The sequence below is a fragment of the Terriglobia bacterium genome, assembly GCA_020073085.1.
GTDB lineage: Bacteria > Acidobacteriota > Terriglobia > JAIQFV01 > JAIQFV01 > JAIQFV01.
The window spans coordinates 77,496-100,104 of record JAIQFV010000003.1 but is presented as its reverse complement, the minus strand read 5'-3'; the positions used below and the strand labels follow the sequence as shown (position 1 = coordinate 100,104).

25 protein-coding genes are annotated in these 22,609 nt (G+C 56.6%); 17 read left to right on the top strand and 8 right to left on the bottom strand.

The window, feature by feature from the left end; translation table 11 throughout:
- Nucleotides 1-64: 64 nt before the first annotated feature.
- The 4 genes from LAO21_04755 to LAO21_04740 form a co-directional block, all read right to left on the bottom strand.
- Nucleotides 65-862: an alpha/beta hydrolase gene (locus tag LAO21_04755; protein MBZ5552008.1), complete on the bottom strand. Its 798-nt coding sequence runs from the start codon at nt 860-862 to the stop codon at nt 65-67.
- Entirely contained in the window at nt 863-1,297 is a 435-nt protein-coding gene (locus LAO21_04750) for an MmcQ/YjbR family DNA-binding protein (protein ID MBZ5552007.1), read from the bottom strand. It lies immediately after the preceding gene.
- 83 nt (nt 1,298-1,380) lie between these two features.
- Nucleotides 1,381-2,052, bottom strand: coding sequence for an ankyrin repeat domain-containing protein (locus LAO21_04745; protein ID MBZ5552006.1), 672 nt, complete (start codon nt 2,050-2,052; stop codon nt 1,381-1,383).
- Nucleotides 2,053-2,109: 57 nt separating this feature from the next.
- Nucleotides 2,110-2,757 (bottom strand): ATP-binding protein, encoded by a 648-nt coding sequence (locus LAO21_04740; protein ID MBZ5552005.1) that lies wholly within the window; start codon nt 2,755-2,757, stop codon nt 2,110-2,112.
- Nucleotides 2,758-2,823: 66 nt separating this feature from the next.
- Between LAO21_04740 and LAO21_04735 the strand changes: the two genes are divergently transcribed.
- Complete coding sequence (locus LAO21_04735) at nt 2,824-3,045, top strand: hypothetical protein (protein ID MBZ5552004.1); 222 nt, start codon at nt 2,824-2,826, stop codon at nt 3,043-3,045.
- 1 nt (nt 3,046) lies between these two features.
- Here LAO21_04735 and LAO21_04730 read toward each other — a convergent pair whose 3' ends face one another.
- The 4 genes from LAO21_04730 to LAO21_04715 all read right to left on the bottom strand — a co-directional run bounded on the left by LAO21_04730 (nt 3,047) and on the right by LAO21_04715 (nt 6,027).
- Nucleotides 3,047-3,556 (bottom strand): DinB family protein, encoded by a 510-nt coding sequence (locus tag LAO21_04730; protein ID MBZ5552003.1) that lies wholly within the window; start codon nt 3,554-3,556, stop codon nt 3,047-3,049.
- A gap of 31 nt (nt 3,557-3,587) precedes the next feature.
- Nucleotides 3,588-4,511 (bottom strand): cysteine synthase family protein, encoded by a 924-nt coding sequence (locus tag LAO21_04725; protein ID MBZ5552002.1) that lies wholly within the window; start codon nt 4,509-4,511, stop codon nt 3,588-3,590.
- Nucleotides 4,512-4,640: 129 nt separating this feature from the next.
- Nucleotides 4,641-5,285, bottom strand: coding sequence for a class I SAM-dependent methyltransferase (locus LAO21_04720; GenBank protein ID MBZ5552001.1), 645 nt, complete (start codon nt 5,283-5,285; stop codon nt 4,641-4,643).
- Between the two features lie 184 nt (nt 5,286-5,469).
- Nucleotides 5,470-6,027 carry a DinB family protein gene (locus tag LAO21_04715; GenBank protein MBZ5552000.1) on the bottom strand — a complete coding sequence of 186 codons (558 nt, stop codon included), beginning with the start codon at nt 6,025-6,027 and terminating at the stop codon, nt 5,470-5,472.
- 349 nt (nt 6,028-6,376) lie between these two features.
- Between LAO21_04715 and ruvX the strand changes: the two genes are divergently transcribed.
- From ruvX to LAO21_04635, 16 genes are all read left to right on the top strand, one after another.
- Nucleotides 6,377-6,829, top strand: a complete 453-nt coding sequence (ruvX, locus tag LAO21_04710) for a Holliday junction resolvase RuvX (GenBank protein ID MBZ5551999.1) — start codon at nt 6,377-6,379, stop codon at nt 6,827-6,829.
- 153 nt (nt 6,830-6,982) lie between these two features.
- The gene (gene mltG, locus LAO21_04705) at nt 6,983-8,089 is read left to right on the top strand and encodes an endolytic transglycosylase MltG (protein MBZ5551998.1); all 1,107 of its coding nucleotides are present in this window, start codon (nt 6,983-6,985) and stop codon (nt 8,087-8,089) included.
- A 68-nt stretch (nt 8,090-8,157) separates the two neighbouring features.
- Nucleotides 8,158-8,481, top strand: a complete 324-nt coding sequence (locus tag LAO21_04700) for a hypothetical protein (GenBank protein ID MBZ5551997.1) — start codon at nt 8,158-8,160, stop codon at nt 8,479-8,481.
- 71 nt (nt 8,482-8,552) lie between these two features.
- Complete coding sequence (locus LAO21_04695; GenBank protein MBZ5551996.1) at nt 8,553-9,437, top strand: hypothetical protein; 885 nt, start codon at nt 8,553-8,555, stop codon at nt 9,435-9,437.
- 16 nt (nt 9,438-9,453) lie between these two features.
- The gene (locus LAO21_04690) at nt 9,454-10,557 is read left to right on the top strand and encodes an ABC transporter permease (protein ID MBZ5551995.1); all 1,104 of its coding nucleotides are present in this window, start codon (nt 9,454-9,456) and stop codon (nt 10,555-10,557) included.
- Between the two features lie 176 nt (nt 10,558-10,733).
- On the top strand, nt 10,734-11,456 hold the full coding sequence (locus LAO21_04685) for an ABC transporter ATP-binding protein (GenBank protein MBZ5551994.1): 723 nt from the start codon (nt 10,734-10,736) through the stop codon (nt 11,454-11,456).
- 98 nt (nt 11,457-11,554) lie between these two features.
- Nucleotides 11,555-11,941, top strand: coding sequence for a hypothetical protein (locus tag LAO21_04680; GenBank protein MBZ5551993.1), 387 nt, complete (start codon nt 11,555-11,557; stop codon nt 11,939-11,941).
- A gap of 99 nt (nt 11,942-12,040) precedes the next feature.
- Nucleotides 12,041-12,721, top strand: coding sequence for an outer-membrane lipoprotein carrier protein LolA (locus LAO21_04675; protein ID MBZ5551992.1), 681 nt, complete (start codon nt 12,041-12,043; stop codon nt 12,719-12,721).
- A gap of 313 nt (nt 12,722-13,034) precedes the next feature.
- Nucleotides 13,035-14,267 carry a DUF5777 family beta-barrel protein gene (locus LAO21_04670; protein ID MBZ5551991.1) on the top strand — a complete coding sequence of 411 codons (1,233 nt, stop codon included), beginning with the start codon at nt 13,035-13,037 and terminating at the stop codon, nt 14,265-14,267.
- A 27-nt stretch (nt 14,268-14,294) separates the two neighbouring features.
- Complete coding sequence (locus LAO21_04665; protein ID MBZ5551990.1) at nt 14,295-15,101, top strand: RNA methyltransferase; 807 nt, start codon at nt 14,295-14,297, stop codon at nt 15,099-15,101.
- Complete coding sequence (locus LAO21_04660; GenBank protein MBZ5551989.1) at nt 15,085-15,915, top strand: ABC transporter permease; 831 nt, start codon at nt 15,085-15,087, stop codon at nt 15,913-15,915. The genes LAO21_04665 and LAO21_04660 overlap by 17 nt, the downstream gene beginning before the upstream one ends.
- Before the next feature lie 215 nt (nt 15,916-16,130).
- On the top strand, nt 16,131-17,075 hold the full coding sequence (locus tag LAO21_04655; GenBank protein MBZ5551988.1) for a branched-chain amino acid transaminase: 945 nt from the start codon (nt 16,131-16,133) through the stop codon (nt 17,073-17,075).
- Nucleotides 17,076-17,105: 30 nt separating this feature from the next.
- Nucleotides 17,106-18,251: a PilT/PilU family type 4a pilus ATPase gene (locus LAO21_04650; GenBank protein MBZ5551987.1), complete on the top strand. Its 1,146-nt coding sequence runs from the start codon at nt 17,106-17,108 to the stop codon at nt 18,249-18,251.
- A 15-nt stretch (nt 18,252-18,266) separates the two neighbouring features.
- On the top strand, nt 18,267-18,788 hold the full coding sequence (locus tag LAO21_04645) for a RecX family transcriptional regulator (GenBank protein ID MBZ5551986.1): 522 nt from the start codon (nt 18,267-18,269) through the stop codon (nt 18,786-18,788).
- 101 nt (nt 18,789-18,889) lie between these two features.
- Nucleotides 18,890-21,577, top strand: coding sequence for an alanine--tRNA ligase (gene alaS / locus LAO21_04640; GenBank protein ID MBZ5551985.1), 2,688 nt, complete (start codon nt 18,890-18,892; stop codon nt 21,575-21,577).
- A 196-nt stretch (nt 21,578-21,773) separates the two neighbouring features.
- On the top strand, nt 21,774-22,487 hold the full coding sequence (locus LAO21_04635) for a lytic transglycosylase domain-containing protein (protein MBZ5551984.1): 714 nt from the start codon (nt 21,774-21,776) through the stop codon (nt 22,485-22,487).
- Nucleotides 22,488-22,609: the final 122 nt, after the last annotated feature.

The following is a 22,609-nucleotide window of genomic DNA, read 5'->3' as shown; positions in this document are numbered from 1 at the left end:
AATTGCCCCTGAGTGGATTGAACTGAAGCCTGTCGGACGGTTCCCCGCTGAGCCGCACCGACACTCACTGCAGTTCCTCTTCCAGGACTTGATAGAACGCTTCCGTCGCCCGCCGCTCGATCCAGGGTTTGTGCCCGCACTGCTTGAGCAGAACGAATCGAAAGTCCTTCAAGACAGACAACAGGGGCTTTCGGACTCCCTCAGCGGGATGAGGGTCGTAGTCACCATGGATGGCTACCACCGGACATTGAATCCGTTGCGCAAGCTCCAGGAGGGTCCCGCTGCGTCTCATTTCCGCGGCATCCCTCCAAACCTTTTGATAGAGATCGCCCGTTCCGCTGAGTGAAGGCGATTCACGGGGACTTCTTCCATCCGGATCATACTCGTCCGCTCTCGAAGTGAGCTTTCCCAGCCGCTCTAATGATTCCTCTCTCTTATGGGCCGCGGGATCGTCCAGCATCTTGAGAATCAATCCATACTCAGTCCGCTCTTCTTCAGTGAAACGGCTCAGTCGGGCCTGTTGAAGTTGTGAAACGTAGTTCTCTTCAAACGGACCGCTCCCAATGAGAATCAGTTTCTTGATTAAAGCCGGATAGGAAGCCGCTACGATAAGACTGAGCCAGGCCCCCCAGGAAAACCCGATTAAAGTAAGGGGCGGGTCGCCGCCGTGCTCCAAGGTCGACTTCAATTCCTCAACCTGGCCTTGAAGGGAGGTAGCCGTTTGTATCGGCTCCAAGACCCCCCTCTTGGAGGCGAGGCGACGCGCAACCGGGGCCATCTCTCCGCCGGCACCCGGCCCCCCGTGAATAACCGCCACCATAAAGGGCCGCCCTCCATAAGTTCTCAGGTTCTCCAAGGTCATTTACTGATACAGCTCCCCCCATCGGCAATGTTCCAGCTCCTCGCGCCTACGGCAGATATATCTCTTGCGCCACTGCTTGCATCGAACGCCGTGAAAGTCGAACCGAACTAAGAAACTACCAAGCATCCATGGGTAATTGAGGTAGTGCTCAGTAATGTAGTACGTGTCCGGTTCGGCCGCCATCAACTCTTCGCGTTGCTCTGGCTCCATGCGAACGACGAGCGAGTCCGGATCCTCACGGAGAGGTGCGAACAGTCCCCCACGTACCCGGAACTCCGGGGTGCGGTACGAAGTTCCTTCCTCGACGTCGTCCAGCGCCAGCGCCAGCGCCATCTCGCGGACGGTCTCAAAGGTTACAGGCTTGGAGTCTGCTTGCCGGATCTTCTTCACCTCTTGAGTCTTTGCAAACCTCGACGTTCCTCTTGGCGTTGTCATAAATTGATCTCTATCAGCCCTTCGTTATTCCGCCGGTCTGCCTGACGAAAAACACGTTGCCAGCAACGTGTCGATCCGGGCTGTCAGTCATGCGGCGCCCCAAGCAGATTGGCTTCCATGGAACGCCGTTCGGGGCGGATGAAGAAATTCCCGTAGCAAAGTTTTCGGAGAAACGAATCGGGGCGGAGGTGCCAACTCCCCCAAGTGAGCGGAGAGTCGCCGTTCATGTCTTTGGCATCGATGGTTGCGCCGGCATCCAGAAGCAGCTGGATGGTCTCTTCAGTGCCGAAGGCGGCGGCCCGATGCAGCGGAGTCTCAGCTCTGGTCCTGCAGTCCCTCATGAATCCCCCTGTTTCAACCGATGCCTTTGTTGCGCAATTGGGATTCGCCCCATGGGCGAGCAGAACTTTGACAACCAAATCATGTGCCGTTCGCTTCGCAGTGCACAGCGCCGAGTGCAACGGGGTTTCTCCGGTGTCCGCCAGGGCCTGATTTACATCAGCGCCATTTTCGATGAGGAATTGGCACAGCCGCCAGTGCCCGTGAAACGCGGCCGCATTGAGGCCAAGGTCGTCTCCCAGGGACTTGAGTGATTCGCCGTTGGCTAGGAGGAATCGTATGGCACTGACATCGCCGTAATAGGCGCACCATTTGATGAGAGACACTCCATTCCCATCGGTGGAGCTGGCCGGGTGGCCTTCCGATAGATACTCAAACACCAGGTCAGTACGCCCATCCGCAATTCGATCAAACATCTTTCTCCTCCAATTGCGCTCTATTTGTTCGTGCGTGTCGCCCCACGGTTTGACGCCTCACCTGCCCGGCGTTCTCTTGTTTCTTGTTTGCTCCGAGTCTCTGCACCGGCCTGACTGACCTGTCCGGTGAGTGTCCAATTGTCCTGGGCGCTGGCTTCCAGTCATCTCGCCGCCCCTTTCTTGGAGATGGATCAATACCTGCTGGACACGTTCGTGGAGGGAGCCCGTCACCTTCAGCACATTCATCCCGAGTTCGAACGGATTTTCGATGAGAATCTCGTTGAGTTTTTCGTCCACCGCCAGTCGGAACCTCTTGTCCTGCGACGAGGCCACTTCGATTCGATCGGGTCTTTCGATTGGCAGAAAAACGATTAAGTCTAGGTTTTCAATGGAAATCCTGACACGGGGCAACCAGTCCTCAAGTCGAAAGGCATCGGCATCACGGTGTGTGAGAAGATAGCCGAGCAGATCGATGGGGCAGCGGTCCAAGATGACGTCGGATCCACTGCCCTCCACAGACTCGAGGGATCGTTGGAGCTGCGATTCGAAATCTTCGAGAGAAGGCACTTCCGCGAACTCGTACCCGTCGTCCTCCAATAGGTAGTAGGGCTCTTCGACAGTGGTGTACGCAGGAAGCTCCCTGGAGAGCGCTTCCACCAGCGTGGACTTGCCCGAGTAGTGCGTTCCTGAAACCGCGATCCGCATCTTGAAGTTCTACCTGGCCCATAGCGTGCCCCTTGTAGCGTCCCTCCGACCAAGGAATCACTTGGGATGCTGATACAGACCAATGACGTTCCCGCCGGAGTCTCGAAACCGTGCGGTGACCTCGGGCGCGTCCGCTCCAACCGGTTGAACGATCTCACCTCCGCGGGCGACGATAGCGTCGAGGCAGTTAAGGCGTTGGACCTTCGGCCTGACGATCTGCCGTTCAGCCGGCGCCTTGCTGAGCGGCCGACCTCAAAAGCGAGCGGGTCGGATGGGGATGTGACCTGATTTACCCCGCCGGGACGGCGCGCTTCTCAGCAAAATAAAAGAGAATATCAACATTGCCCGGCACAAAGCCGAGCAGTCGAAGCAGCAACGCAACCTGACCCCGATGATGAACGCCATGATTGGCCGCGTGCTGCATCAGGTTTCCCAACGGCAACGAGCGTTTCTCCCCCCGGGGATTCATGAATTCGACAGGGCGAGCCAGCTCGTCGTCCTTCAGCTTTGATAAAAACTCGCGCACGTAGATCTCGACTTTGTTCCAAACCTCCATGAGAGATTCGACCGTTGGAAAATCGTCAGGATTGAGGCGCGAGCCACGCTCTGCGCCGCCGCAACGGTCCAGCCAGCCCCATTCGGCGCTCAGAACGTGAACCATCGTGTTCCGTATGGATCCATAGCTTCCTCCCACCGGCTGCGTGAATTGTTCCGGCGTAAGCTGTGAAATCACATTGAAGAGCTTTTTGTTTGCCCAGTGGCCATAATCGTAAAGAGTTTCCAGATCTTTGATGGTCATCCGATACTCCTCTTATGATCGAGAGGGTGGCTTACTTTCTCCGAAACACGTCGGTGCTCAAGTACTTAAGGCCGGAGTCGGCCATCAGCGTCACCACCTGGGCCTGTGGCCCAAGTCGCTCCGCGACGCGAATCGCGGCGACGACGTTCGCTCCGGAAGACGTCCCCGCGAAAAGGGCCTCCTCCCGCGAAAGGCGTCTCGCCATGTCCTTCGCGTCGTCTGTTCTGACCGGCTGAATCTCGTCCACGAGAGTCGGCTCCCAGAGAGGAGGAGTGAAGCCGATCCCCACTCCTTCGATCTTGTGAGGACCTGCCTGCCCTCCCAGCAACACCGAGGATTCCGCGGGTTCAACGACGACGATCTTGATACCCGGTTTGCGTCGCTTCAGCACTGTGGCGACCCCACGCGAGGAAGCCGCCGTCCCCACGCAATGAACGAAGGCGTCGATCTGCCCCTTCGTTTGATTCCAGATCTCCTCGCCCAGCGCGTAATAGCCCGCGATGCTGTCGTGGTTGTTGAGCTGGTCGGTCCAGTAGGTGTGAGGCTCTTGGCTCAACACACGGGCGGCCTCGATCATGTCCAGGATCAGCTTCTTGGTGGTGCGCCCTCCCTCGCTCGGGACAAGTGTCAGCTCAGCCCCCAGGGCCGCCATGTGATCCAGCTTCTCCTGGCTGAACGCATCGGAGCTGACGATCTGGAGACGGTATCCTTTGGCGGCGCAGACCAATGCAAGCGACGTTCCTGTGCTGCCGCCGGTATATTCGAGGACGGAATCCCCGGGCTTCAGTCGGCCGTCCCCCTCCGCCTGCGTAATCACGGCCAGTGCCATCCGGTCCTTGACGCTGCCGGTGGGGTTCTCCCACTCAAGCTTCACGCAGATTTCTGCGCAATGAGGTGGAACGACCTTGCGCAGTCGAACCATCGATGTGTTTCCTATGGCCTGGAGAATGTCCATGGGTTGAGCTCTCCCTCTGATTGCTGGTTACCTTGACGTGCGGAGTCTACTCTGCACGTAGCTCGGTGTAAACAGAGGGCCTCTCGCTCGGTCGCCCTGTAGGGGGAGAATGCGGGTTTCATCCACAAACTACAAAGGCTTTCTGCCAATGCCACAGATCCAACCCTTGTCGTGTTCCTCTATAATCTGAACATCCGAATAACCGGCGTTTGAGAAGAGTTCGCTATGTTCCTTAACACTCAAGAGCGCCATCTGCGTCATTTTCGCATGCTTCTCTAATAGCTTTTGAATCCGGACGTGTTTCCCTCCTTTGTATATTTCTGCGATGACGATGAGCCTGCCACCGGGTTTCAGTACGCGGAAGACCTCTCGCATGTCAGCGGGCAAGTCAGGCCACCAGAAATGCGTTTCCACCGCTGTGGCGAGATCGAACATGTCCTCGGAAAATGGCAGATGAGACACAGAACCTAGCCGGATTTCGACGCGGCCCATCGCTATCCATTGTTGGTTTGTTCGCTGGGCTGCGGCGACACCCTCTCCAGAATGATCGACGCCGTAGACCTTGCCCTCCGTAGCGATGGCGGCCAGCTTGCGAACGGTCCTCCCGCCGCCGCAGCCCACGTCGAGAATCGTTTCGTGCTTCTCTATCGGGACATGCTTCAGTCCCCAGTCGGTCACCTTGGAATGCCGGATGTTCATTGTCCACAAAACGAATCTGCCGTGCCATCCTGTCGGTTTTCGGCATTGATTGAGCAAGTTGTTCCTGGTGCTCATGATTCTTCTCCTCTACTTCCTATTGATGGCCCGCCTGATGGCGGTGGCTGCGCTGCTGCGGAGGGACAGTAAATGAACGTAGCCGACTGGCGCACCCATGAATGATTAATTCTGGCTTGACTCGTCGGCCGGCGATTCGGGTTCCGTAGTTCCCTCAGCTCCAGCGGTCTATCAGGCGGCGGGCCTACGGGTGGCGGGTGAGCAGTGGGACATAGCGCTCTTGCAGCAATCGCATATGGTGCAACTCGTGACCGGCCATGTGAAAGGCCAGCCCACGGGGCGTTGCTCGATACCCGTTTACTTCACCCGCGCGCGTCCATCGAGCAGGTGAGAGCCCGCGGAAGAGCGACAAGGAAGCCGCCCGGACTGCCTGGTAGTCCGATAAGAGTTCCCCCCATGAGCGGTGCTCGGCATCTCCATGAGCCGCGTACACATTTTCGTCGAATCCTGGCAGCGACAGAGTTTCGCCGCGTGCGAGGCAAAACGCCCGATAGGCAAAGACTCGTTCGTCGTCGATCACATGCCCAAGGACCACCTTCAAGGTCCATTTGGTGGGGGCATATCGTAGACCCGCCAGACGGTCTTCAGGAAGAGAGTGCAAGAACGCGAGTGTCTGGTCAGCGAGACGCTCCAACACGATCACGGCGTCAGATCCTTCCACCAGGTCGATGTCGGCCTGTGCATACTGTGCGTACTCCCCTGGGACGGGACGACCCGAGGGGTGATGAGAAACTCCAATCATCGAATACCTCCAGATTAGGGTTGTTGATTGACCATGACTGCCGCTGCCTCGTCAGCTCCGAGCCGCCGGGTAGTGATACACCGCCGCGCAACAGCGGGGGAGCCCATCTCATCGCTTGAACTTGGTCTCAGGAATTCCTGCTCCACACCCGAGCAGCTGCGTGTACATGGAGGTTTCCACGGGGGAGGAAAAACTGGTTCCTACAATACAAGCCTGAGAAACCAAGCTTACGCTGGGCGAAAATGAGAGTCAAGCCTATGGGGACCGAAGTTGTCATTTGACACATGCGCGATCCGCTTTCTATACTGCCATGCCTGATTGAATTTGAAGAGAGCGGCAAAGGAATTTCATGGCAGGTCGGATCCTGGGGTTGGATGTTGGCGATGTCCGCATCGGCGTTGCGGTCAGCGATGCGCTGGGGATTACAGCCCAGGCCGTGACCACTCTCAAGAGGAGAGGTTTGGAGTCGGATCTCGATGAACTCAAAGCTCTCTTCGATGACTACGCGGCCGAGAAAGTGGTCGTCGGGTATCCGCTCAACATGGATGGCACCATCGGGCCACAAGCCGACAAGGTCAGGGCTTTTGCCGAGGCGCTTTCCACCCGCCTGGGCCTGACCCCAGTCCTTTGGGATGAGCGCCTCACCACGGCAGAAGCCCGCAAGGTTTTAATCGGCGGTGGCATGCGCCGGGAGAAGCGAAAGGGGGTTATCGATCAAATGGCGGCGATGCTTCTGCTGCAAAGCTATCTTGATGCTCACGGTCACGACAACTCCTCTCGCGAACCCAGTGCTGAACCGTAACTCACCCCGCGGCCGAGGGATTCTCAATGCAAACCACATTTGCAGGTGGTGACGGGGATTTGAACGCCATGTGAGAAGTCTTGCCGCAGGTCGCAGCGCTGAATCGGATGGCGGCAAACTTTTCAGCACCGCCACGACGTCAGGATAAGAAGGATGCATTTTGTTTCCAGATTTTGGTACCGCACAACGGTTCTGATTTCATTCCTCGTGCTTTCGTGCCTCGCCGTCGTCATTGGAGGCGCATTTCTCCTAAGCTCTCCTTACAAAGGGTTTACCGAGAAGGAAAAGCTGGTGGAAATACCCCGGGGCACCCGTCTGCGGGGGATCGTGGACCTGCTTCAAAAGGAAGGCATCATTCGCCACCGCCGCTCTTTTCTGGTGGCGCTGCTGCTGGAACGGCGCAAACGGGTCATCCGCGCCGGCGAATACAATTTCGACCGCCCTTTGACCGAATTTGAAGTCATCCAAAAACTGCTCCGGGGAGAGGTGCACTATCACGAGGTGACTGTACCGGAAGGATCAAACATCTTTGACATTGCCGGGATATTGGCGAATGCTGGTCTTGCCGACAAGGATGAATTTCTGACAGCAACAAACCGTGTGGATTTGATCAAAGAGATCTCGCCCAGCGCCGTATCGCTCGAGGGTTACCTTTTTCCGGACACCTATAAATTTGAACGCCACACCCCCGTCCTCGAAATCATCGGCAAGATGCTGGATCGGTTCCACAAATTCGTGACGCCGGAATATCTGGCGGCAGCTCGAAATGAGAACTTGACGCTTCATCAGGCGGTCATCCTGGCGTCTTTAATCGAGAAAGAAACTCGAAAGGAGACCGAGCGACCGCTCATCAGCGCCGTCTTTCTAAATCGGCTGAGAATCCACCAGCGGCTGGAATGTGATCCCACGGTCATCTACGCGGCTCTGCTCAAGGACAGCTATCGGGGAAAAATCTATCGCTCCGACATGCAGATCGACTCGCCCTACAATACCTATCTTCAAAGTGGTTTGCCGTTGGGGCCGATCGCAAATCCCGGCGAGGCGTCCCTGGAGGCGGCGGTACATCCCGAACCGGCCGATTATCTCTACTTCGTCAGCGATAACAATGGGGGGCACATTTTCGCCAAGACCCTGGCGCAGCATCAAAACGCCGTGCGTGAGTACCGGCGGGCCTTGGCGCTGGACGCCGCCATTGCACCACAAACCCCCAGTTCCCCTGAGGTGACAACAAAACCCCGTCGCCCCAGGACACGGAAGTGAATCGTTTCCCCTCAGGCCCCCCGTCTCATGGCCAAGGCGAGTGTTCAATGGAAGATGAGTTCGAGGGAATGCTTAAGTTCGATACCCTGGATGCCTCAGAGCAGACCTTGCTGAAGGTGCATGCGCGATTCTCCGAGTTCAGCACCCAAGGCGACCCGAAGGGTATGCAACGTTGCCGGGAACTCATCCTTAAGGGCAAGAAACGAGCCCAGATGATTGCGAGAAACAAAAAGGTCCATTCCGGGAAACGTGCGGAGAAAGCAGAGATTGCTCAGTGGTTCACAGTTTGGTTACAGACGCCGGACATTTTTGTGGACTGGCTGATATTGAGAAAGCGGAGCCGGGAGTTTCAGGAACACTTCGGAGGTGGTGGCGAGGAGCATTCGCCTTGACAAGCGAAGAACCGTCCGCCTAAACTACGCCACTTTTGTACTGGCAGTCGACCTCCTCGGGGTGAAACCGCTTGACGACAAACCGATCCGGGTACGCCATTCTGATGTCCCTGCTGCTGGCCTTGGCCGCGGGAGGGTGTGTCGTTAAGACCCACAAGGTTAAAGAGTTTGAGCGTCCCCGCTCCGCTCAAACCGCAAGCCTGCAGGACCTCATTCATCGCTTGAATTCGGAGGCTGAGGCCGTCCACTCTTTCCAGGCGAAGGTCCGGTTTGACCTTCGGAGCGGTTCGCTTGCCAGTGGCGAGTTGAAAAACTATCACGAGATTAAGGGTTTTCTTCTGTATCGCTCTCCGGACCACCTTCGGATGATCGGGCAAATCCCGAGCTTTGGGCTGAATGCCCTCGATATGGTTTCCAATGGCCGGGAGTTTCGGGTCTCATTCGCTCCTTACAGGAAATTCATTATTGGAAGCGCCCTCGACCACCCGCATTCCAAGAAACCCCTGGAAAACCTTCGCCCGGAACATATTCTTGAAGCCCTCCGGCCGGCGACCATCGGCGAAAACATCGACCACCGACTCATTTTTCAGGAGGAGGCTTCCGAGGGCAGGGACAATTTCTATGTGATGTACGAGGTCGTCCAAGCGGAATCCGGGTCCGCTGCCCTCCGTCGCAAGATTTGGATTGATCGATTTGACCTTCGCGTCGCCCGGCAGCAGTTGTATTCTGAGGGGGGTGTGCTAGAATCAGATGCGCATTACACGCAGTATTCTCAATGGGGGGATGTTTGGTATCCCGGCGGAATTGACCTCTTTCGACCTCGCGAAGATTACGGTCTGGCAATCCGCGTTGACGATATTAAATTCAATCTCCTGCTGGATGACAGCAAATTCGAACTCACCCGGCCGGGAGGCTATGAATTGATCGAAGTCGGTCGGAAACCGACCAACCCTTGAAAGAGAGTCTGCCGCCTTGACCAACTCCATGATCGTCGCCAACATCCTCCACCGGCCGATGCGGACCTTTGTCTCTGTGGTTGCCGTGGCGATCCAGGTCACCCTGGTGTTGCTTGTCGTCGGGATCACCACCTGGATGCGGGTGGATAGTGCCAAGCGGCAGGAGGGGATCGGCGCGGATATCATGTTCCGGCCTCCCAACGCGCAGCTTCTGTGGCTGACCGGAGCCCCCATGTCAGTCAAGTTCAAGGACGTGCTGGAGCGAGTCGAGGGTGTCAAGGTCGCGGCTCCCGTTTTGATTCAGACCACCACGAGCGGCGGACTCAGCCAAATCTTCGGGATTGACCTGAAGAGTTACAGCGCCCTCTCGGGAGGCTTCAACTACCTCCGGGGAGGCCCGTTCGAAGAACCGCTCGACGTGTTGGTGGATGATCTGCACGCCCGCAACAACAAGCTGAGGGTCGGGGACCAAATTGACGTGCTCAACCATAAGTTCCGGGTGTGCGGGATTGTGGAGCATGGTAAGGGCGCTCGCGTATTTGTCCCGCTCGCCACCCTTCAAGACTTGATGGGAGCGGTGGACAAGACCTCGGTGTTCTACGTTAAGGTCAAGGATCCGAACGAGACCGACGCCGTCGTCCAGCGGATCAAAGCCATTCCCGAGCTGCGCGATTATTCGGTGATTTCTATCAAGGAATATCTTTCACAGATCACGAATGCAACCATCCCCGCACTGAATACTTTCATTGATGTAATGATTTTCATCGCCTGCTTGATCGGTTTTCTGGTGATTTATCTCTCGATGTACACCACGATCACCGAGCGCACCCGTGAAATCGGCATCCTGAAGTCGCTGGGAGCTTCCAAGCTCTTCATTGTCGACGCGATTCTCCGGGAAGCGCTCCTGCTGACGATCCTCGGGATCCTCCTGGGATTGGGCTTCACCTTCTTGGCCAAGCGCGTCATCACCACCACCCTGCCCACACTGTCGGTGTTGATCACGACCTCCTGGGTGGTCAGGGCCAGCCTGCTGGCGGTCCTGGCGGGTGTGCTGGGAGGGTTTTATCCCTCCTTGCGCGCCGCCTCGCAGGATCCCATTGCCGCACTTTCTTATGAGTAGATTTCCGCTTCCGGATTCCGGGTTGTGACACCGTAACCTTCAGACTTACCGTTTCGTCCTCTCCATTCGCTTGTGAAGCAACCTCTCCGCCCCGCCGGCGGGAGATTTGTCATCACAAAGGCACAAAATTTTGTTATCATGACGTTCGCATCCTGACCCTTCGAGGGCGCCTAGACTTGAAGACCATTCTTGAAACAAAGGCCGTGACCAAAGTGTACCGCGCCGGGAAGGTAGACGTCCTGGCGCTGCGCGGCATCGACCTTCGGGCCCATCAGGGTGAGTTTGTCGCCATCATGGGGCCTTCGGGCTGCGGGAAGTCCACCCTTCTTCATATCCTCGGAGGCTTGACGACACCCACGAGCGGTGAAGTATGGATTGACGGCGTGAATGTCAGCGCGCTCAGCGATGCGGCGCGCACGCGGGTTCGGCGCGATAAGATCGGTTTTGTTTTTCAGCGGTTCAATCTGCTTCCCACGATGACCGCCCAGGGAAACCTGGAAATCGCGCGCCACATCCACGGCAATGGATCAGGGGCGATGCAGTTACAATCGAGCCAGGAGGTTTTGCGGGTGCTGGGGCTCGAGCACAAGCTCAAAAGCAAGCCGCTGGAGATGTCAGGAGGCGAACAGCAACGCGTCGCCTTGGCGCGAGCCGTCATCAACCGGCCGTCCATTTTGTTGGCGGATGAGCCGACCGGAAATCTGGACTCAGAAAATTCTCAACTCGTTTTAAAGATGTTGCAGGAGCTGAATACGAAGTTCACCCAAACGATCATCCTGATTACGCACAATCCCGAAGTGGCGGCGATCGCCCACCGGTTGGTGGAAATGCGCGATGGCCGAATCGTGGACCGCGCTCAGGATGTTTCCTACACGGCGGTGGAGGAATCGTTCTTGTAAGTGTGGCGGCTGCAAGGATTCTTAATCCAGTCTTTCTCCTTGAAGCTCGACTCGGGGGGACAGGACCCCGTCAGAAAGTCTTCATTAAACTTCCGGCGATGTTCCACAAGATCTTCTTGGTTCTTAAGAATGCCCTGTTCTGGAGATACGCGCGGGGCACGTGGCAGTACGACCTGATGGTGGCTGCCATTCTGCTCTTCATCTTCTTTACCCCCCGGAGAATCTTCCATGACGAACCGCTTCCGCTGAACGTCAGTGATACCGTCATTCGAGAATCTCACCAGGGTTCGGTGCAAGTCTATCATTTGAGGGCCCAAGTCTTCTCTCATTACAAGGAATTTCAATCTGACAATCAAGCCCTGACGCGGGTGATCCAGGAAGAACTCCAGAAGAACCTGCACCGTTCCGTCAAAATCCAGCGCATTGAGCCGGTCTTCGACGAGGATCAAAAGCTTGAAGGGTTCCGTGTCTGGGTGTTCGAGTAAATCCGTTCCCCCGTCCGATCCCACCGGAAGAGAAAACCGCCTGCATATTTTCATGATTGATTTTTCTGCGTGGATCACTAGAATGAGGGGTGGCGATCGATGAGACCGAATCCCGCAATACTTATTCTTGCGCTGTCAATCATCCTCCTGGGTTCCTTTCCCTGGCTGGGGTGGGCCCAAAAGGAGGACCCCCAGGTGGAGCACATCCTGGCGGAGTTGGATAAAGCCGCTGCTGATTTTCAAACCCTTCAGGCAAAGATCAAGAACACGACCTATACCAAGGTGGTGGACGACACGAGTATTGAAAACGGTCGCCTGTGGTTCCAGCATGAGCGCCGCGGAAACAAGATCAAGCTCGAGTTCAAGGACCCGGCGCGCCGTGAGATCCTGATTGCGGACGGAAGGGTGTCCATTTATTACCCCAAAATTAAGAAGATCGATGAGTTTGCTTTAGGCAGCGAAGGCCTTCAGAACAAGGCAGAATTGGGGTTGCTGGCCGGCGTGGGATCGTCGGGCGATACTCTCCGAAAGACCTATTCCATCCGTTACCTGGGAGAGGAAAAGATCGAGGGAAAGAAGACTGTCAAACTGGTCCTGACTCCACGCGACGCCAAGGCCAAATCGTTCTTTTCCACCCAGGAGGTATGGCTCGATGCGGTGTCCTGGCTGCCTGTACGCCAAAAGATGATTGAGCCTTCGGGGGATTCACTGACGATCGATTTTGACGACGTGGAGAAGAACAAGCGCATCTCCGACAAGACCTTCAAGATCAAGAGATAATCCTCATCCCTTCCCCTGGACAGACTCGATCTGAACTCCGAAATCTGAAAAACAAAGTGACCTCCGCAAGTAAAATGACGCCGCTCCTTCGCGTCAGCCCCTTCAACTCAGACCCTCTTTCTCGCCGCGACGCCCCCCCCTCCGAACCCGGGTAAATGCAATGATGTTCATTCCTGCACCGGCCACGCTGGGCATGCAAATGGAAATCGTGTAATATCCGACCGAATCCGGCTAGGACACCTGAAGGTCGTGCGGCAGGTCCTGGAGGCTCTGAGTGCCGCCCGATTTCTAATTTATTTCTGGAGTCATTTTCATGAGAACCCCAAAACCCAAGTGGGCAACATGGTGTGGGTTAGCCTTGCTCGCGGGGATGACCCTTGGCACAGGCAGGAACGCCCTCTTTGCCCGTCCGCAGTACATGCTCCTCTTCGATCAGGACCAATATTCGATCCCCGCATGGCACGGCCAGTGTTCAACCTGTCATATCAATCCCAGCGGGGGCGGAGAGCGCAATGTGTTTGGACAGTCCTTTGAGAAAGGGCTGCATAGGATCACTCCCGAATTGCGAGCCAGCTTCCCGGACCGGTTCCTCTCCGAACCACGCTCCTCGCATCGCCCCCGTGTCCATTTTGATCCGAGGAACCCCAACCTGGTGGTGGTCGAGGTGAATGGGGAGAGGATTCAAATCGACACTGCCAGAAAGAGCTTCCAGACGGCCGGACCTACACCCAATGCGCCCCCGTCAACTCCGCAGGTCCCGCCACCCCCTGGAGCTTCCGTAAGGGAAAAAGCTTCCCCCACAGTTTTAGACCACTACTTTGTTAACCTGCCCTCCGCCGTTCCCTACGCCAAGCACTCCTTGAATCTGCAATTCTCGCACCGGTTTGGGAGTCCGCCCTTTGATGAAACACGAGGTGGTGGCCCCAGCAATCTTTTTGGGTTTGACAGTTTCTCGATTTCCTCTTTTGGGGTGACGTATGGCATTACCGACCGAATTGCGGTGCGCGCCTATCGCAGCCCTCTGTTCAAGACGATCGAACTGGGCGGGGAAGTTTCCATTCTCAGAGAATCGGAGGGAGAACCATTCTCCTTGAAGGCCTATGCTTCGGTCGAAGGCCGCAACAACTTCAAACTCACCGTTGCGAACCGGGAGTTCTTTGAACATTTCTATGGCGGGAATTTTCAGATCGCCGTGTCGCGCTCGTTATGGAACCGACTCGAACTGGCCTTTGCCCCCACCTTCTCCAGCAACACGCGCTTCATCTTTGACCCCACAACCTCCCGAAGCAACACGGTGGCGATGGGAATCGCGGGTTCGCTCAAGTTAACACGCCGCTCCGCGCTGGTGGCCGAGTATATTCCTCGTGTGGCAGGTTATGTTCCCGCAGGCACCCAGCCGACGGTCTCCCTGGGAATTCAGAGAGCGACGACGCGGCATGTCTTCTCGCTGGTGGTCTCAAAGACGCAGGCCACCACCACAGGGCAGCAAATCCTGGGCGGCAATATTTTCACCGTGGGATTCAACATTTACCGAAGAATACGCTAAGATGACTTCAAGCTGGGGACTGCGGTGATGCCCGAAGAATTTGAGGAAATCAAGAGCCGGCACAATGCCCTCCTAAAGGAAATCCGGACGGCCTTAAGGGGGGGAGAATTGAGTGCGCGCGGCCTGCTCCCAATCGAAGGGCCCCTCCTGCTCCGTGAAGCGTTCAAGAGCAGAATTGCCGTCGATTCCCTTCTGGTCCGAGATTCCACTCTCCTCGATGCGGGTTTGCAGAACTGGCTCCGAGACGGTCGGGCCCGCGTTTTTACGGTCAGCGCCGATCTGATGACCTCTATTGCCGATACGGAGACACCCAGCGGCATCCTGGGATTAGTCCGACTGCCCCAATGGAAACTGGAAGCGCTATTACCGGAGAAAGCCGCGTTGTTCCTGGTCCTCGTTCAACTTCAGGACCCCGGAAACCTGGGCACTATCATTCGCTGTGCCGAGGCGTTTGGGGTGACCGCTGTCCTGGCGACCCCGGAAACCGTCAGCCCGTTCAATCCCAAAGCCGTGCGCGCCAGCGCGGGGTCCATCTTCCGGGTCCCGATATTCCGGGGGTTTCGCGAGACAGACCTTTTTGAGGTATTCAAGGCCCACCGGATTGTCACCGTGGCGACATCCCTGCGGGCGCAGCAGTCCATCGAAACGCTGCGACTTCATCCGCCCCTGGCTTTGTACATCGGGCAGGAGGCCGCGGGTCTCCCTGAAAACACCCTGGCCGCCTGCCAGAGCCGAGTCCGGATCCCCATGAGAGAATCTGTTCAATCGCTCAATGTTGCAATCGCCACGGGGATACTTCTTTACGAAATTCGAAGACATGAAAAAACTCATTAAAGTGATGTACTTCCCGTTCCGGGACATGGTGACAAACGCACAGCTCATCTCGACCCTCGTGAAGCGGGACTTCATGTCGCGCTACCGGGCCTCCTCGGTCGGGCTCTTCTGGACCCTGATCCAGCCCGCATTCATGATTTGTGTTTACACCGTCACCTTCTCTTTGATCATGAATGTCCGTTTTGGAACCGATGACTCCCCGATCTCTTTTGTTCTTTACCTCTTTTGCGGGATGCTTCCCTGGATGGCGTTCAGCGAGTCGCTCTCCCGTTCCAGCACCGTCGTGCTGGATAATTCCAATTTTGTGAAGAAGCTGGTTTTTCCGACTCAGATCCTCCCCATTAACATGATGCTCTCCGCCCTGATTACCGAAGGGATCGGAATCCTGATTCTCCTGGTTGCCATCCTGCTGTTCAAGCATACCCTGCACCCCACCGTCGCGCTTTTCCCTTTCGTGCTCCTCCCTCAGATTCTGCTCACCCTGGGCCTGGGCTGGATCCTGGCGAGCCTGACGGTCTTCATCCGTGACATCGCCAACTTCCTGAACCTGGTTTTGACCGCCTGGTTGTTCCTGACCCCGATTTTTTATCCCGAGGAGATCATCCTGCGGGCGCAGGTGCCCGGCCTCTTCAAAACTTTTTTTGTGCTGAACCCGATGTATACTCTTGTGAGCAACTATCGAAGGATCTTTCTGGAGGGAAAGATGGTGGAGGTTCGCAGTCTCGCTTTACTGACGCTGGCATCGCTCCTGGTCTTTTGGATCGGCTATGCCTGGTTCTACCGCACCCGGCGGTCGTTCGCCGACGTGTTGTGATGCCCGTCACACGAATCCATTCTGCATCGTGTTTTTTCCACAACCCTGGATCCACGGAGGTGGACTCGGACGGAGGCGCCAAACTTCCAGAATTTCAGATTTCAGGATAATTCCGGAAGTTTCGACTCCGGCGAATGTGTTATAATCCGCCGCAAGTTGGTTGCAGGCATAACCGATTGTGCCGGGGCCGACAAATCCTCCAAAGGAGCAGACGCATGCCGATTGTTAAAGCCTCCAAAATCTGGGCGAATGGAAAGATGATTGATTGGGACGATGCGAAAATCCATGTCCTTTCACATGTCGTCAATTATGGTTCGTCCGTTTTTGAAGGGATCCGTTGTTACCAAACTGCCAAGGGACCCGCGGTATTTCGGCTCTCCGATCACATTGAGCGTCTTTTCAATTCCTCGAAGATCTATCGCATCGAGATCCCCTATTCCCCGGAGCAGATTTCGAATGCGGTTCTGGAGCTGGTTCGAGTCAATCGGCTGGAGCAATGTTACATCCGCCCCATCGTCCTGCGCGGGTACGGCGACATTGGCGTCAACCCTTTCCCCGCCCCCATTGATGTGTACATCGCCTGCTACCCCTGGGGCAAGTACCTCGGCGAGGACGCTCTTGAGAACGGAGTGGACGTGTGCGTTTCCTCGTGGGCCCGGATGGCCCCCAATACGTTTCCGGCCATGGCGAAGGCCGGCGCGAACTACATGAATTCGCAGCTCATCAAGATGGAAGCGCTCGTCAACGGCTATGCCGAGGGGATTGCCCTGACTTCGGAAGGTTACGTCAGTGAAGGGAGTGGCGAAAACGTCTTTGTGGTTCGTGAAGGGGTCGTGTACACCCCCCCCATCGGTTCGTCCATCCTTCCGGGCATCACACGCACTTCGGTCCTCAAAATCTGTACCGAGGCTCAGATCGAAGTGATCGAGCGGGTGATCCCACGGGAGTTCCTCTACATTGCTGATGAAGTCTTCTTTGCGGGGACGGCGGTGGAAATCACTCCAATCCGTTCGATCGACCGGATCAAGATCGGCAGCGGCCGGCGTGGCCCCGTTACGGAGGAAATCCAAAGAGAGTTCTTCGGGATCGTCGGGGGAAAGAACCCGGACCGCTTTGGATGGCTGACTTTTGCGAATGCGACAAACTTTGTCAACGCCTGAACCGGAGGGCGCTGCGGAAGGTAGGGCTTCATGATCATCGATGATCTACTTCGCATTGCCTGCGAGAAGAGCGCCTCGGACCTTCACCTGAAGGCGGGAAACCACCCGCACATCCGGGTCCACGGCGAACTGGTCCCGGTCACCGAGGTGCGTCGCCTCTCCGCTGAAGACACCCTGAACATGGCGTTCAGCATCATGTCCAATCGTCAGAAACAGAAGTTCAAGGACAACTTCGAACTCGACATGGCTTACGGCATCACCGGGGTGGGCCGCTTCCGGTGCAACATTTTCCAGCAGCGCGGCACCGTGTGCATCGTGATGCGCGTCATTCCGACGAAAATCCTGACCCTCGAGGAACTGCATCTCCCTCCCATCGTCGAGAAGATCTGTGACGAAGCCCGCGGCCTGGTCCTGGTCACGGGAACCACGGGTAGCGGCAAGACGACCACCCTGGCGACGATGATCGACCTCATGAATCAGAAGCGCTGCGAGAACATTATTACCATTGAGGACCCGATCGAATTTCTTCACACGGACAAGAAGGCGTTCGTCAATCAACGCGAGGTGGATATCGATACGAAGAGTTTCCACGATGCCTTGCGCAGCGCCTTGCGCGAGGACCCCGACATCATCCTCGTGGGCGAAATGCGAGACTTGGAAACCATCGATACCGCCATTACCGCGGCGGAAACCGGGCACCTCGTCTTGAGCACCCTGCACACCATTGATGCTACGGAAACGGTCCAGCGCGTCATCACCATGTTTCCACCCCATCAGCAAAACCAGATCCGGCTGCAACTCGCCACCATCCTGCGCTCCGTGATCTCGATGCGGCTGGTACGTCAGGCCGACGGGGTCGGCCGTGTGCCTGCGGTTGAAGTTCTGATGTCGACCGAATACATCCGGGATTGCATTGTGACCCCCGAAAAAACCCGCATCATCCGCGACGCCATCGCCCAGGGCACCACACAATACGGGATGCAAACATTCGATCAGTCCATTTACGGCCTTTTCAAGTCCGAGCTGATTACCTATGACGAGGCGTTCAAGAACGCTTCCAACCCGGATGAGTTTAAGCTGCGGGTGCAAGGGATCCGGTCGACCTCGGATTTGGCGCGCGATGATATGGACTCGTCACTCCGCGACTCCATCCAACGGACCTCCCACCGGGGGTAGCCTACTTACGCGGTCATGAAGCCCTCGCGAACATGGATCGTCAGCGAAATCGAGCTCTATGACCGCGCCCTCAGACTTCTCGCTCAGAAGAACCGATCCCGATGGGAATTGAGCCGGCTCCTCGAGAAACGGTGCACGGAGAAAGCGCTCGTCTCGAGCGTCCTCGATAAATGTGTCGCTCGGGGTTACCTCGATGATATAAAATACGCCGTCCATCTGGCTCGTCAGCGTGCGACCGGGAAGAAACAGGGCCGCCGCCGGGTGGCCCAGGAGTTGAAATCCCGGGGCATTGCACCCTCGATCGCCGAGCAGGCGCTCGAGCAGGTCTTCGGCTCTCTGGATGAGGATGAACTGCTGCGTCAGGCCCTGGGAATGAAACTGAAAGCCAAGTCCGGCGCCTGGACTCGGAAGCAGGTAAAGAAAATCTACGACCAGCTCGTCCGGGCCGGCTTTAACACGGATCGTATCCTTCTTGAATTTCGCCGTCATCATATTTCCCCGCGGGAAATGGATCTCAACGGCGAGGAAGGCGAGTAAAAGGAATCCACCCGGTTATCCGCGCACGGTTCGATGAGCGCCGAGGCGGGCTGGATTTGAAACGGACGGATGAGCAAGGGGTCATTCGGGGAGATGAGAAATTGACCGGCCACGAAATTCGCACAGCCTTTCTGAAGTACTTCGAAAAGAATGGGCACAAGCTCGTCAAAAGCTCACCCCTGCTTCCCGCCAATGATCCAACCCTGTTGTTTGCCAACGCCGGGATGAATCAATTCAAGGATGCCTTTCTTGGGAATGAGAAACGCGAGTATCACCGGGCGGCAAGTTCGCAGAAGTGCGTTCGAGCAGGAGGCAAACACAACGATCTGGAGGAGGTCGGGAAGACCGCGCGCCACCACACGTTCTTTGAAATGCTGGGAAACTTCTCCTTTGGCGATTATTTCAAGGAGGACGCGATCTTTTTCGCCTGGGATTTGATGACCCGCGAATTTCAACTGGAGATCGATCGCCTGTGGTTTACCGTCTACACGGACGATGATGAAGCCTTTGAGCTCTGGAAGAGAGTCGGCGCCCCGGCGGACCGGATCCTGCGCTTCGGGGAGAAGGATAACTTCTGGGCTATGGGAGAGACCGGGCCGTGTGGCCCCTGCTCCGAGATTCACTACTATCTGGGAGACCTCAAGGCGGACAACCGCCCCGAGCACGTGAACGGCCCCGGGGACACCACGATTGAGCTTTGGAACCTGGTCTTCATGCAGTTCAATCGAGCCGCCGGCGGACAAATGGCCCCCCTGCCGAAACCCTCGGTGGACACCGGGATGGGGCTGGAACGGATCGCGGCCGTCCTGCAGAATGTCCGGTCGAATTACGATTGTGATCTCATCCGGCCCATCATCGAATTTATTGCGGGGTGCGCCAAAAAGAAATACTCCTATTCGAGCGAGGAGGGAGTTTCCATGCGGGTGATTGCCGACCACGCACGGGCTGCAGCCTTCCTCATCACCGATGGCGTGTTCCCCGGCAACGATGGGCGTGCCTACGTCCTCCGGAAGATCATGCGGAGGGCCTTGTGGCACGGGAAGAAGCTGGGACTCGAGCTTCCCTTCTTTTACAAGATTACGGAATTTGTCTCGGACTTGATGGAGGGTCCCTATCCCGAGCTCGCCGACGCCAAAAGCATCGTGACCCGCACGGTGAAAACCGAGGAGATCTTGTTCTCCACGACCCTCTCCGTCGGGATCCGGGAATTTAACAGGATTCTCGAGGCGCACGTGGAACAACACATCGCCGCCGTGGCAAAGGCCGAGCAGACCGGGTCTCCGGTCGCCCTGGTTCCCATCCCGGGAGAGGAAGTATTCCGCCTCTATGATACTTATGGATTGCGCGAAGACCTGATCGAGTACATCGCCGAGCAACGCGGATTTACGGTGGACTGGGAAGGATTCAAGAAGGAACTGGAACGGCAGCGCGAGCGCGCTCGAGAAAGCTGGAAGGGCGTTGACAAGAAGCAGGTGAAGGAGGTTTACCGGAAGGTAGCTGAGCGGGGGGCGGTCGTGTTTACGGGTTATGACGGAACAGATCTTCCTTCCGCCACCATTCGCGCTCTGCTCTCGAGCGATCGCGAGGTTCCATCCCTGAAACTCCACGACGAAGGTGAAATCGTGCTGGACCGGACACCCTTTTATGCCGAGAGTGGCGGCCAGATCGGCGACCGTGGAATGCTCGAAAATGAGGAGGCCCGCATCGCGGTGCTCGACACCTACTCCCCGCTCACAGGCCTGATTGTCCACAAGGTCCGGGTGGAAGGCGGTGAGATCAAACCGGGTGATCGAGTGGCGGCGCGCGTCGATGCCCGGAGACGCCAGCGGATCGTTTTGAATCACTCCGCCACCCACTTGATGCACGCGGCCCTGCGTGAGGTCCTGGGCCCCCATGTTAAACAAGCCGGATCCCTGGTGGCGGAGGATCGCCTGCGTTTTGACTTCACGCATTATGCCCCTCTCTCCGATCAGGAGATCGCTGAAATCGAGCGGCTTGTCAACGAGCAGATTCGGGAAAACAAAGCGGTTTCAAAGGATGTCATGGAACTGGATTCCGCCTTGAGCAGCGGGGCGCTCGCCTTCTTCGGTGAGAAGTACAGTCGTCAGGTCCGAGTGGTGACTGTCCCCGGCTTCAGCAAGGAACTTTGTGGTGGCACCCACGTCCTCCGCACCGGCGACATCGGGCTTTTCAAGATTATTTCAGAATCGTCCATCTCGTCAGGGGTAAGACGGATTGAGGCGATCACGGGGGAAAGAGCGGTAGAGGAGTTCTATAAGTACTTCCAGGATTTTTCCTACCTCGCCGAAACGCTGCGGGCCCCGCGCGGAGCGGTAGTCGAGGCGGTAGAAAAGCTCTCCGAACAGGAATCGCAGCTCCGCAAGAAGATCGAAGATCTGGAACGAAAGCTCGTTCGGACCCGGGAGTCTGCGGTCCACAGCCCCGCGAATGAGCCCAAGAAGATCAAAGATGTCTCCTACCTGGTTCGAGAAGTGAACGACGTCAGCCAGGCTAATCTCCGGTTGCTTGCAGACGAATACCGAAGCCAATTGGGCTCCGGTGTGGTCGTGCTGGGAATGAAAACGGATGGAAAGGTGTCGTTAATTACGGCCATAACCAAGGACCTGACCTCCCGACTGAATGCCGGAAAGATCGTAAAAGAGATTGCGGCAGTGGTAGAGGGCGGCGGAGGCGGTCGGGCTGATCTCGCGGAAGCGGGCGGCAAGAATCCTGAGAAATTGGCCGAGGCATTGGCTCTGGTCCCCGGCATCCTCGAGCGGATGTTGTGAGCCATGTCACATCGGTGTGACAATTTCGGGATAGAATTTTTCTCAGTGGGACGCGTGGACGCGCCCGGGGAGCTGCATTTCGGGTTCGTCTTTTTGACGCCCAATGACGTCTACGTAATCGAGTGGGATGTTCTGACTCATGAGCCGACGAATTTTTAACCTACTTCTCTTCTTTCTCATGGCGGCCTTGCCGGCGGTGAACCGGGCCGAAGGCATCTACACTTACGTCGACGAAAATGGAAGGCGGGTGTTCACCAACGTCGTGTCGAACACCAAGGGGGGCGCCTCCGGTGGGGCGTCCGGCTCTTCCACCGTGGCCAACCGGAAGAAAATCAAACTTCCAGTCCCTTCAGGGGAGTTAGAGTCCTCCAAACCACTGAGCGACCGGATTGCGACTCTGGTCGAGAAATACAATCTTGGAAGATACAACCTGGGCCCTGATTTTGTCCGCGCCGTCATCAAAGTGGAGTCCAATTTCAATCCACATGCCCTTTCCCGAAAGGGTGCCCTGGGCCTGATGCAACTCATGCCGGCCACGGCCAGGCGGTTTGGCGTGCGGAATGTGTACAATCCGGAGGAAAATCTGGAAGGCGGGATCCAATACCTCAACTTCCTTCTGGATACCTTCAATGGCGATGTCAACCTCACGCTTGCTGCTTATAACGCCGGAGAGAACATCGTCCAGAAGCTCAAGGCGATCCCTCCATACCGCGAAACACGTGATTACGTGAAACGAATCAGCGACATCCTGGGCGGGTCCTCCTCTATTCCCCTTTACGATTATGCCACCAAGCGGGTCACTTACGTGGCATTAGTGGGAGGAAGACTCAAATTTACCAATGTCGATCCACCCGCCTCTTCAGTGGTTTTTGACGGATACCATATGCCCCGGGCCGCAGGCTCCTTATAGACGACCGCGCATCCCATTCCCCTCCTTGATTCTCACCTTTTGTTCACCAACTCAAGTCTTCGATTAGCGTGCGCATCCATGGAGTTTATGGATCTTCCCCGCTCCGAAACCGTCTTATCGGG

Excerpts from the sequence above, each read along its gene's own strand:
- LAO21_04755 (MBZ5552008.1), bottom strand. The coding sequence starts at position 862 with ATGACCTTGGAGAACCTGAGAACTTATGGAGGGCGGCCCTTTATGGTG.
- LAO21_04750 (MBZ5552007.1), bottom strand. The coding sequence starts at position 1,297 with ATGACAACGCCAAGAGGAACGTCGAGGTTTGCAAAGACTCAAGAGGTG.
- LAO21_04745 (MBZ5552006.1), bottom strand. The coding sequence starts at position 2,052 with ATGTTTGATCGAATTGCGGATGGGCGTACTGACCTGGTGTTTGAGTAT.
- LAO21_04740 (MBZ5552005.1), bottom strand. The coding sequence starts at position 2,757 with ATGCGGATCGCGGTTTCAGGAACGCACTACTCGGGCAAGTCCACGCTG.
- LAO21_04735 (MBZ5552004.1), top strand. The coding sequence starts at position 2,824 with ATGCTGATACAGACCAATGACGTTCCCGCCGGAGTCTCGAAACCGTGC.
- LAO21_04730 (MBZ5552003.1), bottom strand. The coding sequence starts at position 3,556 with ATGACCATCAAAGATCTGGAAACTCTTTACGATTATGGCCACTGGGCA.
- LAO21_04725 (MBZ5552002.1), bottom strand. The coding sequence starts at position 4,511 with ATGGACATTCTCCAGGCCATAGGAAACACATCGATGGTTCGACTGCGC.
- LAO21_04720 (MBZ5552001.1), bottom strand. The coding sequence starts at position 5,285 with ATGAGCACCAGGAACAACTTGCTCAATCAATGCCGAAAACCGACAGGA.
- LAO21_04715 (MBZ5552000.1), bottom strand. The coding sequence starts at position 6,027 with ATGATTGGAGTTTCTCATCACCCCTCGGGTCGTCCCGTCCCAGGGGAG.
- ruvX (MBZ5551999.1), top strand. The coding sequence starts at position 6,377 with ATGGCAGGTCGGATCCTGGGGTTGGATGTTGGCGATGTCCGCATCGGC.
- mltG (MBZ5551998.1), top strand. The coding sequence starts at position 6,983 with ATGCATTTTGTTTCCAGATTTTGGTACCGCACAACGGTTCTGATTTCA.
- LAO21_04700 (MBZ5551997.1), top strand. The coding sequence starts at position 8,158 with ATGCTTAAGTTCGATACCCTGGATGCCTCAGAGCAGACCTTGCTGAAG.
- LAO21_04680 (MBZ5551993.1), top strand. The coding sequence starts at position 11,555 with ATGTTCCACAAGATCTTCTTGGTTCTTAAGAATGCCCTGTTCTGGAGA.
- LAO21_04675 (MBZ5551992.1), top strand. The coding sequence starts at position 12,041 with ATGAGACCGAATCCCGCAATACTTATTCTTGCGCTGTCAATCATCCTC.
- LAO21_04670 (MBZ5551991.1), top strand. The coding sequence starts at position 13,035 with ATGAGAACCCCAAAACCCAAGTGGGCAACATGGTGTGGGTTAGCCTTG.
- LAO21_04665 (MBZ5551990.1), top strand. The coding sequence starts at position 14,295 with ATGCCCGAAGAATTTGAGGAAATCAAGAGCCGGCACAATGCCCTCCTA.
- LAO21_04660 (MBZ5551989.1), top strand. The coding sequence starts at position 15,085 with ATGAAAAAACTCATTAAAGTGATGTACTTCCCGTTCCGGGACATGGTG.
- LAO21_04655 (MBZ5551988.1), top strand. The coding sequence starts at position 16,131 with ATGCCGATTGTTAAAGCCTCCAAAATCTGGGCGAATGGAAAGATGATT.
- LAO21_04650 (MBZ5551987.1), top strand. The coding sequence starts at position 17,106 with ATGATCATCGATGATCTACTTCGCATTGCCTGCGAGAAGAGCGCCTCG.
- LAO21_04645 (MBZ5551986.1), top strand. The coding sequence starts at position 18,267 with ATGAAGCCCTCGCGAACATGGATCGTCAGCGAAATCGAGCTCTATGAC.